The sequence below is a fragment of the Dactylosporangium sp. NPDC049140 genome, assembly GCF_040648435.1.
The window spans coordinates 1-10801 of the sequence record NZ_JBEZDS010000108.1 but is presented as its reverse complement, the minus strand read 5'-3'; the positions used below and the strand labels follow the sequence as shown (position 1 = coordinate 10801).

Here is a 10801-nt window from a genome sequence, read left to right as displayed (position 1 = left end):
ACCGATCCAGCTCAGCCGACCACGCCTCAATCTCCGCCGCCACAGCGAACATCATCCATGCCCGGTCAACCCAACTGCCGTTGCAGTACTAGGCGCATCTAGTCGCCCAGTTGTGCCTTCCGGCGCTCCTGGAGGAGCGCTTCCCATCGGTCCACGGCGACGCTCATTTCGTCCTGGATGAACAGGAAGAAGTCCCGTACGTCGGCCAGCCGGGCGCCGGCGGTCGACTTCTCGTCGCCGACTGCCAGCACGCCCTCGTGCACGATGTCGGCGAGCCTCTTGTAGAGCCCGCTACGGACGCCGGAGGTGTACAGGCTGGATGCGGCCGCCTTGTAGCGGTCCCGGCGGGAGGATGGAGCCGGCTCGCGCACTGCCACGTTGACCTGGATCAGGTACCGCACCGCCCCGGAGACTGCGGCTGGGCTATCCGTGTAATGCGCGTAGGGCGGCGGCGAGCAGTTCGGCACGCCGAGCCGAGTCGAGGGAACCGTCGGCGGTTCCCATGATGGCGAGCGTGCCTTGCTTGGCGACTGCAAGCGCCGCGTGAGCACGGACGGTCGCGGCGACGGTGGGGTTCGCCCCTGCGAGCACGGCCGTCAGGGAGTCGTTGATGTCGTGGGCGTGCTGGAGCCCGGCCCGCTCATTGAGGATTTCCTGGACGGACGGATCGTTGCCGATCATGGCGGCGATTGAGCGGGTGGCCGCGGTTGTGTCGATGAGTGCGGCGAGCACCTGCTCGGGGGTCTGTCGTTGCACGACCGCGTATTCCGCGAGGTGCGCGAACTCGGCCAGTGGGCCGGCGACCAGTTCTTCGAGGATCTCGGTTTTGGCGCCGAAATGGTGGTACAGCGCCGCCTTGCTTATCCCGAGCTGGCTGGTGATGTCGGCAATCGAGGTTCCGGCGTAGCCCTTGCTGATGAACAGGCGTAGCGCGACCTCCAGGATGCGGCTGCGCGTGTCGTCAGAGCCGGCCACCTTCGGCATGTTGCTCCCTCAAGACCATCGTTGTGACGACAAGCATACTTGCCGACCGTTCGGTAAGGCGATACGGTTCCTTACCGAACGATCGGTAAGCGGTTCGGATGAAGGAGCTCCCCTTGTCAGCCATCAGCGCACGCAACGTCCTCGACCAGGTCGTCCGGCTCACCGGCGACGGGCCGGCCATCGAACTGGCCGACATGTTCACGGACGACGCCACCTTCGACATGCCGCTGCTTCCCCCTGGCCTGCCCCGGCAGGAGCCCGGCCGCGAGGCGTTCCGCGCCCATCTCCGGCAGGGCGCCGCGGTTCAGCGCTTCGACCGGGTCAGCGACGTGCACATCCACGAGACGAGCGACCCCGCAGTCGCTGTGGCCGAGTACCGCATCCACGGCAGGATCCTCGCCACCGGCAAGCGGTTCACCGCGCCGGTCGTGATGGTCGCCGGAATCCGCGATGGACGGATCGCCTGGTCGCGCAACTACTCCACGATGCTCGACGACCCGGAAGAGCAGTAGCCGGCACGCTGCTGTGCGCGGCCTGCGGTGGCGTCTTCTCTTCGTGATCACGGCGAGCCCGGCGCGCCGCGGCGTCGCACCGCATGATCACGGAGACTTACGTCTTCGGCTTGCGCTGCCGGGGTACAGGTCCGGCGACACGACCGCGACCCTGCACGTACACGCTCGACGTCGAGACGGACCGGATCCGGTCCGTCAGCTCCACGGACGGAACGACGACCACGAACCAGGTCAACCACTACGCCGCCGACACAGACAGCCCGTCCTGGACCGACGAGTCCGACGGCACGTGGACCCGGCCCGTCGTCGGCCTCCAGTCGGTGGCCGCAATCACGACCACCAACGGTGTGACGCACACGGACTGGCAACTGTCGAACCTGCACGGCGACAACGTCGCCACCATCCACGACAGCGACGACGGCCTGACCAGCACGAGCCTGTACACCGAGTACGGCACCCCGAAGAACGCGGCCGACACCGGCAGCAAACGCTACGGCTGGCTCGGCACCAGCGAACGGGCGGCCGACACCCCGGGCGGCATCGTCATTATGGGCGTCCGGCTCTACAACCCGGTCACCGGACGATTCCTCCAGCCCGACCCGGTCCCGGGCGGCAGCTGCAACGCGTACGACTACGGCTGCGCAGATCCGATCAACAAAAAGGACCTGGACGGCCGGCTCGCCGACTGGTTCGTCGAAGGCGCGCTCGCGGCTATCGGCGGCTTCCTGCCCAACGTCGCATGCATCGCCGCGGCGCTCGCGAAGGCCATCTGCGGAGCCATTGTCGGTGCCCTCTTCTCCGGGGTCGCCTACTACGTCCTGTATCGCGTCCAGCACGGCAAGTGGCCCAGCCTGGCCTCGGTCGGCCGGGTGGCCCTCATGGGCGGCATCAATGGATTGTTCAACTCGCTGCCCGGCGGGGCGGTCATCAGAAAAGCGGTCTCCGGCATCCTGAAGAAGGTGGGCGACTTCATCAGGCCTCGCCTGGCCAGAATCGGGTGGTCGGCCGCCGTTGCCGCCTACCTCTACCTTGACAGTATCTTCCTTGGTGCGCTTCCGAACCGGGCGCCGCAGAACAACCGCAAGCCCGCCGCGAAGATTCCACCGGGAAGCCGCGGACATTCCCGATCCTGGGACACGTAGGCCCATCCCGATCGCCGGCGCGGCTCACCGGGCCGCGCCGGCGCCGGCCACGAGAGGCAGTTCGATGACGGAAGATACGACCCCGCCCCCGGCCGCCGGGTGTACCGCTCCCGGCCGATGGTCTGGGTCGGCCCGCTCCTGGTCGGCGCGCTCTGGCTGGCGTTCGCCCCGACGGTCCGCCCGGCGTCGACCCTGCTGGTGGTCGCGGCGGTGACCGCGCTGCCCTGCCTCGCGCTGCTGCTGATTTCGTGGCGGGCCCGGACGGTCATCGGCCCGGACGGGGTGCGGTTGTATCCCTGGGCGGCGCAGCCGGTTCATTGCGTGGTCCGAGGTCGAGGAGGTCGGCATCAGGCCGTACGGCCGGACTCAGGCCGCCGCGATCGTGCTGCGGGCAGGCGGCCGGGACACGGTGGTGCCGGCACCGACACCGAGCCGATACGCGACCCGCTACGCCAACCAGGCCGTCGCCGACCTGACCGCGGCATGGCAGGCATCCTGAGCGTGCCCGGGTGACGACTGTGTACCGTGCGCGGCCGTACGTCTGGCTCGGGCCGCTGTTCGCCGGGGTCTCGCTCCTCGTGTTCGGCGCCCTGGCGGGCTACCCCGCCCGCGACCGCTGGGCCATTCTCGCCTTCGAGGGCCCCGTCTGCCTGCTCATCGTGCTGGGGTCGGTGCGGGTGCGGACGGTCGCCACGCCCGAGGGGCTGTGGCTGCACCGCACCTTCTCCCGGCGGTTCGTGCCGTGGCGCGCCGTGGAGGCGGTCGGCACCAGGCGCGCGAGCTGGGCCGGCAACCAGCTGATCACCGTTGCCGTCGGCGGCCGGACAGTGCCGCTGCCCGGCCCCACGATCGGCGTGTTCGCCCGGCGCTACGGCCGGTCCGTCCTGGCGGACGTGCGGCGGCGCTGGGAACAGGAGCGGGCCCGGCCGGTCACGTGACGGTCAGGCTGTCGATGTTCGCGCCGTTCGCACCGGTGGTGGTCGCTCGGACCAGGACCTGGCTGCCGGCCGGCAGTGCGGCGGCGAACGACGTGGTGGCCCAGGTGTCCCAGCTGCCCGTCGGGTTGAACGGCAGGGCGGCGTTGACCGTCGTGCCGTTGACCGTGACGGCCAGCGGCCGGCCGGTGGTCACCCCGTTGGCGTAGCGGAACGTCAGGGTCCGGGTGCCCGCGGCCGGCACGGGCACCGTCCACTGGACGAAGGCGCCGGTGTTCTCGGTCAAGTCGACGTAGCCCGTGCCGGTGTAGTCCGGGTGGCGGGTGTCGATGACGGCGCCGCTGAGCGTGGCCCGCTCGGCCGGGTAGGCGGTGCCGCCGGTGACGGCCCTTATCATCGCCGCCGCGGCGCCGGAGCTCGGCACCTACCTGCCGGTCCTGCACGCCACGCTGGACCGCGTCATCCAGGACTGGTCCGAGCCCGCCGCTGCGGCACCACACGGGCAGCGACCCACACCGGCCACCACGAAGCCGGCACAGCGCCGGCCGCAGATCCCAACACCACGGTCAACTTGGTCACCCTGCCGCACACCGGTATCCAGGTCCCGGACGCGGCCCTGCGGGTCACGACCTTCCAGGAGCTGCCCACCCCGGACGGGGTGGCGTACACCGCCACCGTCGGCTGGGGCCGCACCAAAGTCGGCACCATTCACCAGGAGGGCCGCGGCGGCCTGCCCTACTACCTGCCCGTGGCCGGATCCACCGTCAACCAGCGCGACCTGACCGCGTTCGCCGCCGCCAGCCGCCACGGCGACGGCCAACCGTTGACCGAGGAGGATTTGCTCGAGGAACAGATCACCGAATACGAGCACGCCGCGCACGTCGCCAAGGCCACCCGGGCCGGTCGAAGCGCCGTGCAGCTCCGGGCTCCGCTCGGCGCCGGTCCCGGCCTGGACGAGGTGTACTACACCGCCGAACGTTTCCCCGCGGCGAAGATCACCACAGTCGCCCAGCGGGCCGCCCTCACAACACAGTTGCGGAAATTGACCATCCCGGACGGGGCGTGGTGGCAGCTGTGGACCGGCCAGGCATGGGAAGACCTCACCACCCCGTCGCAGCCCGGCCCGGACCGGCCGGGTCCGCGATGAGAGCCCGCGGCCGGCGGGTCGCCAGCAGGCCCGACACCACCACAGGCCGGCCGGCGCCGCGCCGTCCCGCACTACCCGCCGGGCAGCTGTACGCCATTGGTCCTGGAGCACCTGCGCGCCCATCCCCACGCTGGACTTCAGCCCGGGCGAGCTCGCCAACGTCCTGGACCGGCGCACCTCCCGCGGCGCGATCATCAAGATCTGCCGGCGGCTCGCGGACGAAGCCCTGGCCGTGCGCACCACACTACGGCCGGAACGCTACCAGGCCGCCCCACACGCCTAGCCAGCAACGATCACCGGCTCCGGCCGCACCATGAACCGTCCACAACGGACAGTGACGTGTCCGGCCGGCACTGATCGACCGTATGACCGCGGCTGCCCGCGATCCCGGCGGCAGCGCCAGACCCGGTTCCCGCACCTGCGGGACGCCCACGCCTTGCCAGGCGCAGCGTCCTGCGACCAGCGGGATGCTGCGCCTGCACACCTGTGCAGGAGGAACCCCAGTGCACTTGACCATCGACCGTTCCCGCCGCCGGGCAGGTGGCGCATGAACTCCACCTCCGCCGGCCCTGAGGCCCGGATCAGCAACCACAGCCAGGCCGCCGAACGCGTGGCCTGGGTGTTCTACTGCATCGCCGCGGCCGGCTCCACCATCGGCCAGATCTGGGTCGGCGTGCACCGGGCTGCAGCCGCCGCGGCCGGTCCGCTACTGGGGGATGCTGAGGCGGTGCGGGTGCGCGGCGCGCACGTACCGCATCGCGTTGCCGGCTCGGATGCCGAAGAGGCGGATCAGCGACCCCACCCGCCGCATCCACGTGCCTGACCGGCTGGGACAAGCGCGACTTCGCCCGCACCGTGGCGGCGGACCTGGGCCTCGACCTGGCCCGGTGCGCGGCAATCGGCGACAGCCGCTCCGACCTGCCGCTCTTTGCTGAGGTTGGCTGCGCGATCGCGTTCAACGCCAGCCCCACGGTCCGCGCAACCACCCACGCCGCCGCCGACGGCCCCGACCTGCGCCTCGTCCTGCCTCGCCTGGCCCGCTGGCTCGCTTCGTAGCGAGCGGACCGCGGGCGAACACGCAGCGAACGGCGCTCAAGTTTTCGTCAATGTGCCGCGCTTGCGGGCCCGCCGATACGTTGATGATCGCTAATGTCGAGCGCACTTGGCCGAGTTCATGAACGCCAATACTTCGACGAGGGCGAGGGCTCCATGAGGGTTCGACGTTTGATTGCGGCGGCCAGCACGACGATCCTGTCCATTGCTGCCGTGGTGCTCGTGACGGGATCACCGGCCGCCGCGGCGGGCACACAACCGTTCTGCACGCAGCCCGGCGCGCACGCCGGGTACGGGTGTTTCTGGCCGCAGGGCGACATCATCGGCGTCAACGACATGTTCAAGGACGGGCTGCGCACGGTGGTCGAGTGGCGCACGGACGACCGTACCGGCGAGTGTCACGACGCGAACGGCGGGCAGAACGGGTGGACGTACTGCAACTATGACTTCAAGGAAGGCCGAGACAAGATCATCGTTTTCCGGACGGTGGCCCGTGACGGAGCCCACGGCGCGGACAAGTACCCCACGGTGCCGGTCGTCGGTTGGATCTCGGGTCGCGCGTGATCGGGGTCGGACGCCAGCCGTGACATCGGCGGTGCATGACGCGTCCCCCGCACCGAACCGCCGCGATGGTTCGGTGCGGGGCCTGAACGTCGCCCCGGGCGAGACCCTCAGGCTGTGCGGCCCCTCCGGCTGCGGCAACTCGAGCCTGGTCCTCGTCCTGCTGCACCGCCCCGACTACCTATCTGTGACGAGGCCACCACCATGGTCGACGCCTCCACTCACGACTTGACCCCGCGCGTCGGCGATAGATCAATCGGTGCATGCCGCAGCCACGCGCCGCCGAACCGCTACCGATGCCTACCGACGATCGTGTGGGGCTCGTAAATTCGGTTCGGGTCTGTGACGTGCGATTTTGTGTGAGGCTCGGCCGTGCGTGGCGGCGAGTATGCCGACCATGACAGCCTCGCTGGTCTATGCAGTCCTGCGCCAGCTCCTGCAGCTGTTGACGCAGCTGGCCCGCGACGGCGGCGCCAAGGACGTCGAGTTGCTGGTGTTGCGGCATCAGGTGGCGGTGCTGCGCCGGCAGGTACACCGCCCCGATCTCCAGCCGGAGGATCGGGTGGTGCTTGCGGCGTTGTCCCGGCTACTGCCGCGGCAGCGATGGGCGGCGTTCTTCGTCACCCCGGCCACGTTGCTTCGGTGGCACCGACAACTGATCGCCCGACACTGGACCCACCCGCACGCGCGACCCGGTCGGCCATCCGTCGACCGGCAGATCCGCGACCTGACCCTACGCCTGGCCGCGGAGAACCCGACCTGTGGACACCGTCGCGTGCACGGCGAACTCTCCCGTCTCGGGTGGAGGATCGCGGCCAGCACCGTGTGGAAGATTCTCCACCAGGCAGGTGTCGATCCGGCGCAGCGGGCCGACCTGGCGACAGTTCCTCACCGCCCAGGCCCACACAATCCTGGCCTGCGACTTCTTCACCGTCGACACCGTGCTGCTGAGACGGATCTACGTCCTGTTCTTCCTCGAGATCGCCACCCGACAGGTCCACATCGTCGGCGTCACCACCCACCCCACCGGTGACTGGGTCACCCAGCAAGCCCGGAACCTGCTGATAGACCTCGGCCAGCGGGCTGACCGGCTGCGGTTCCTGCTCCGCGACCGGGACACGAAGTTCACCGCCGCGTTCGACGCGGTGTTCACCGCCGCCGGCATCGATGTGCTCCGTACACCCCCGCGGGCGCCCCGCGCGAACGCGTTTGCGGAGCGCTGGGTCGGTACCGTACGACGCGAGTGCACGGACCGGATCCTCATCGCCGGCGAACGACACCTGGTCGCTGTCCTCGACGAGTACACCACCCACTACAACACACATCGGCCGCACAGATCACTGCAACAGCGACCACCCAACCCGCCACCGCAGGTCGTCGATCTCGCCACCGCCCGCATTCAACGCCGCCCGATCACAGGTCGCGTAGGTTAAAGCCAGGTTTACGAGCCCCACACCCGTCCAGCTGGTCACCGTGACCCCCGGCAAGAAGAAGGGAGTCGTCGACCAGAACGACGGTGCTGTTGCGTTGAGCCTGGGCAAGATCGCATCATGCTTGACTCGTGAAGCCCTCGACTCCTTCCCGCCCGTCGCTGCCACCGAAGTCGGCGTTCGCCGGGTTCCGGTTCCCGCCCGAGGTGATCGTGGTCGGGGTGCGTTGGTACCTGCGCTACAACTTGTCCTACCGCGATGTAGAGGAACTGCTGGTCGAGCGTGGGGCCGAGGTCGACCACGTCAGCGTGTTCCGGTAGGTCCAGCGGTTCACGCCGCTGCTGGCCGACGCCGCCCGGTTCACGCCGCTGCGGTCTACCCCGCCGTGCTCGACGAGCTCATCCCTTCGGCGTGGCACCACGTCGAGCGGTACGCCAACAATCCGATTGAGGCCGATCACAGCCAGCTCAAACACCGGCTCAGACCGATGCGCGGGCTGCGGACCGACCGAACAGCCACCGTGATCATCGCTGGACACGCCTTCATGCAGAACATCCGCCGCGGCCACTACGAACTCGGACTCGACTCCCCACCCGCTCTGCGGCTCGCCGCGGCGGTCACCGAACTCGCCCGGGCGCTCTGATACCAGCGCAGACCCTGGGGCATCAACACGCCCAGCGATCCGACAATGCAACAGCCCCTATGACTGCAGGTGAGCTACACACTCACCTCCAGGTCCGCTGGGCGCACGAAAGACCGGGGTTAGATCAGCCCCCTGGGGGTAGCACGAAATCTGGACCGATCCGGGAGGATGCCATGGCCACAGTCGGTTTCGTGGGCCTCGGGGACATGGGTTCCCGCATGGTGCCCCATCTGCTGCGCTCCGACCACCGGGTAGTTGTCTTCGACGTCGTACGGGACCGAATTGATGCGATGACGGCGCTGGGGGCCGTCGCGGCCGACAGCCCAGCCGCAGCCGCACGCGACACAGATGTGGTGATCAGTACCGTGATGTCCGACGACATACCGGTGGCACATCTGGGACAGGACGGCATTCTCGCCGGAATGCGACCCGGAGCAGCCCTGGCGGTCCTGTCGACGACAACTCCGGATATGCTGCAATCGGTTGCGTCGAAGATGCCGGCAGGCGCACACCTGGTCGACGCCCCGCTCATCGGCGGCGTGCGTTATGCGTCGGAAGCCGCGTTGACCGTATTGCTGGCGGGCTCCGACGACGCGATGGCGTTGGCCGAGCCGATCCTCAGAACTTTCGGGGATGTCGTTCGAGTCGGGCCGCTCGGATCCGGCGTGGCCTACAAACTGATCACCAATGTGGTCGTCATGGCTGCCGAGGCGGGGTTGCGTGAAGCCCTCGACCTGGCCGACATTCTCGGTGGCTCGTACCAGACCACGCTCGACCTCCTGGCCCGCGGTCCGATGGCGGCGGTGGTGAAGCGTGCGTTGGATCGTGACAATCCGCGCCCCCTTCGCGATTCGGCCCTTGACTTCGATGTCCTGGTGGCCGCAGGCGGAGAGGACAACTTGTCGATCTCGGCGGCCGGGCGTCGCCGGCTCTGGGCCGCCGCGGAAGCCGCTTCCCCACCTCCGGTCTTCGTCGACCTGACCTCCCGCATCACAGCGCTTCCCAGGTTCCGCGGCGAATAGAACAAGTGGTCGGCTGCGCGCGAACACGGGGGTAAACCCTCACCGGTTGCGCCGCGATGAGGTACCCGCCCAAGGTCGAGCGCCTGTTTCGCCCGGACCACAGCGGGTAGCGCACATGCGAAAGGCTGGTGACCATTCGGGAGAGCTTCTCCCGCTCGCTCTTTACAGCTAGGAGGAATGCGATGGTAAGCCTGCCCAAGCGTGACCCGGCAAAGGACAACCTGCTCAGCCCGGGAAATGCGGCGCTCATCATCATCGACTATCAGCCGCCGCAGATCACCACCGTACGGTCCATGAATACCGGGCGCATGCTCAACAACATGATCGCGCTTGCGCGCCTCGCTAGGGTGTTCAATGTGCCGACCATTCTTTCGACCGTCAACGTGAAGTCGGGCGTGAACCAGGACACGGTCCCGCAGCTGAAAAACGAACTCCCCGACATTCCCTCGTATGACCGGACGCAGATCAACGCGTGGGAGGACAAGGAATTCCTCGACGCGGTGAAGGCCACGGGCCGCCGGAAGCTGATCATGGGCGCGCTGTGGACGGAAGCGTGTCTGCTGTTCCCCAGCCTGGACGCGCTCAACGAGGGGTACCAGGTCTTCCCGGTGGTCGACGCGCTCGGCGGTACGACGATCGAGGCGCACGAGAATGCTCTCGAGCGTATCAATCACGCCGGAGCGCAGCCCACGACGTGGAACTCGGTGGCGTGTGAGCTCCAGCGGGACTGGGCCCGCACGGAGACGGTGGAGGGCTTCCTGCAGACCGTCATCGACCAGAACGAGGACTGGGGTTGGTTCGAAGAAATGCGCGGGCGCGGCAAGCGGCAGCAGACTCCGGTCCCCGTGTAGCGCTGGACTCCGGTCGCCGAGCTTGCCGTTGTTGAACGTGGCGCCGGCGCGGACGAGGGCGACGAGCGAGGGTCCGTTGATGGCCCGCCAGCGGGCCTGGGCCGCTTCGATGAGCTTGAACGCCATGGCGCAGTCGCGCAGCAGGTCGGCCCACGAGCCGGTCGACTCGCGGTAGCCGTCGGCCAGAGCGATGAGCTCCTTGGTGCCGTCCACGCGCACGCCGATGAGCACCAGCAGGCACAGCCGTTCCTCGTCGAGGCGGATGTTGACGTGGATGCCGTCCGCTCACAGGTAGATAAAGTCCACATTGGACAGATTACGCTCGTTGAAGGCGCGGGCGTCGTCCTGCCACTGCACCGTCAGCCGGGTGATCGTCGCTAGTTGAGTCGGCCTGGAGCGCGGTGTCAGTGTTGCCGCTGGTCCGGTTCTCCAGGCCGCTCGCCGAACCCGCCGTGCGCGTCTCGGCGCAACGGGCTCTCCACGGTTGCTGTCGTCAGGCGTTGTCGGTTGCGGGCCAGGGG

Annotated in this window: 14 protein-coding genes and 2 pseudogenes; 12 read left to right on the top strand and 4 right to left on the bottom strand. The window is 68.6% G+C overall.

What is annotated here, in order from left to right:
* Positions 1-98: 98 nt before the first annotated feature.
* Both AB0B76_RS57965 and AB0B76_RS57960 read right to left on the bottom strand, forming a co-directional pair.
* Positions 99-401 carry a hypothetical protein gene (locus AB0B76_RS57965; protein ID WP_360394732.1) on the bottom strand — a complete coding sequence of 101 codons (303 nt, stop codon included), beginning with the start codon at positions 399-401 and terminating at the stop codon, positions 99-101.
* Positions 402-423: 22 nt separating this feature from the next.
* Complete coding sequence (locus tag AB0B76_RS57960; protein ID WP_360394730.1) at positions 424-984, bottom strand: helix-turn-helix domain-containing protein; 561 nt, start codon at positions 982-984, stop codon at positions 424-426.
* 113 nt (positions 985-1097) lie between these two features.
* Here AB0B76_RS57960 and AB0B76_RS57955 point away from each other — a divergent pair, with 113 nt between their 5' ends.
* The 3 genes from AB0B76_RS57955 to AB0B76_RS57945 all read left to right on the top strand — a co-directional run bounded on the left by AB0B76_RS57955 (position 1098) and on the right by AB0B76_RS57945 (position 3576).
* Positions 1098-1496 carry a nuclear transport factor 2 family protein gene (locus AB0B76_RS57955; protein ID WP_360394728.1) on the top strand — a complete coding sequence of 133 codons (399 nt, stop codon included), beginning with the start codon at positions 1098-1100 and terminating at the stop codon, positions 1494-1496.
* Positions 1497-1816: 320 nt separating this feature from the next.
* The gene (locus AB0B76_RS57950; RefSeq protein WP_360394725.1) at positions 1817-2638 is read left to right on the top strand and encodes an RHS repeat-associated core domain-containing protein; all 822 of its coding nucleotides are present in this window, start codon (positions 1817-1819) and stop codon (positions 2636-2638) included.
* Positions 2639-3147: 509 nt separating this feature from the next.
* The gene (locus tag AB0B76_RS57945; RefSeq protein WP_360394723.1) at positions 3148-3576 is read left to right on the top strand and encodes a PH domain-containing protein; all 429 of its coding nucleotides are present in this window, start codon (positions 3148-3150) and stop codon (positions 3574-3576) included.
* On the opposite strand, the gene AB0B76_RS57940 is transcribed toward AB0B76_RS57945, so the two are convergent.
* A complete protein-coding gene (locus tag AB0B76_RS57940) occupies positions 3569-3970 on the bottom strand; it encodes a carbohydrate-binding protein (protein WP_360394720.1) in 402 nt (133 codons plus the stop codon). The two genes, AB0B76_RS57945 and AB0B76_RS57940, sit on opposite strands and share 8 nt — an antisense overlap.
* A gap of 174 nt (positions 3971-4144) precedes the next feature.
* Between AB0B76_RS57940 and AB0B76_RS57935 the strand changes: the two genes are divergently transcribed.
* The 9 genes and pseudogenes from AB0B76_RS57935 (at position 4145) to AB0B76_RS57895 (ending at position 10280) form a co-directional block, all read left to right on the top strand.
* Positions 4145-4720, top strand: a complete 576-nt coding sequence (locus AB0B76_RS57935; protein ID WP_360394717.1) for a hypothetical protein — start codon at positions 4145-4147, stop codon at positions 4718-4720.
* Between the two features lie 547 nt (positions 4721-5267).
* Positions 5268-5543, top strand: a complete 276-nt coding sequence (locus AB0B76_RS57930; RefSeq protein ID WP_360394715.1) for a hypothetical protein — start codon at positions 5268-5270, stop codon at positions 5541-5543.
* Entirely contained in the window at positions 5540-5776 is a 237-nt protein-coding gene (locus tag AB0B76_RS57925) for an HAD hydrolase family protein (protein WP_360394735.1), read from the top strand. The genes AB0B76_RS57930 and AB0B76_RS57925 overlap by 4 nt, the downstream gene beginning before the upstream one ends.
* Before the next feature lie 93 nt (positions 5777-5869).
* Positions 5870-6337 (top strand): hypothetical protein, encoded by a 468-nt coding sequence (locus AB0B76_RS57920; protein WP_360394712.1) that lies wholly within the window; start codon positions 5870-5872, stop codon positions 6335-6337.
* Positions 6338-7182: 845 nt separating this feature from the next.
* A complete protein-coding gene (locus AB0B76_RS57915) occupies positions 7183-7767 on the top strand; it encodes an integrase core domain-containing protein (protein WP_360394710.1) in 585 nt (194 codons plus the stop codon).
* Between the two features lie 203 nt (positions 7768-7970).
* Positions 7971-8081, top strand: a pseudogene (locus AB0B76_RS57910) (IS6 family transposase); the annotation flags it as partial.
* A 68-nt stretch (positions 8082-8149) separates the two neighbouring features.
* Complete coding sequence (locus tag AB0B76_RS57905) at positions 8150-8407, top strand: DDE-type integrase/transposase/recombinase (RefSeq protein WP_360394708.1); 258 nt, start codon at positions 8150-8152, stop codon at positions 8405-8407.
* A gap of 173 nt (positions 8408-8580) precedes the next feature.
* Entirely contained in the window at positions 8581-9429 is an 849-nt protein-coding gene (locus AB0B76_RS57900) for an NAD(P)-binding domain-containing protein (protein ID WP_360394705.1), read from the top strand.
* Positions 9430-9611: 182 nt separating this feature from the next.
* Entirely contained in the window at positions 9612-10280 is a 669-nt protein-coding gene (locus tag AB0B76_RS57895; protein ID WP_360394703.1) for a hydrolase, read from the top strand.
* Here AB0B76_RS57895 and AB0B76_RS57890 read toward each other — a convergent pair.
* Positions 10278-10658: pseudogene (locus tag AB0B76_RS57890) on the bottom strand (transposase); the annotation flags it as partial. The gene AB0B76_RS57895 and the pseudogene AB0B76_RS57890 sit on opposite strands and share 3 nt — an antisense overlap.
* Positions 10659-10801 lie beyond the last annotated feature (143 nt).

What these genes read in the sequence shown, in the direction of transcription:
- AB0B76_RS57895 (WP_360394703.1), top strand. Translation starts at nt 9,612, where the DNA reads ATGGTAAGCCTGCCCAAGCGTGACCCGGCAAAGGACAACCTGCTCAGC.
- AB0B76_RS57960 (WP_360394730.1), bottom strand. Translation starts at nt 984, where the DNA reads ATGCCGAAGGTGGCCGGCTCTGACGACACGCGCAGCCGCATCCTGGAG.
- AB0B76_RS57940 (WP_360394720.1), bottom strand. Translation starts at nt 3,970, where the DNA reads ATGATAAGGGCCGTCACCGGCGGCACCGCCTACCCGGCCGAGCGGGCC.
- AB0B76_RS57930 (WP_360394715.1), top strand. Translation starts at nt 5,268, where the DNA reads ATGAACTCCACCTCCGCCGGCCCTGAGGCCCGGATCAGCAACCACAGC.
- AB0B76_RS57900 (WP_360394705.1), top strand. Translation starts at nt 8,581, where the DNA reads ATGGCCACAGTCGGTTTCGTGGGCCTCGGGGACATGGGTTCCCGCATG.
- AB0B76_RS57920 (WP_360394712.1), top strand. Translation starts at nt 5,870, where the DNA reads ATGTCGAGCGCACTTGGCCGAGTTCATGAACGCCAATACTTCGACGAG.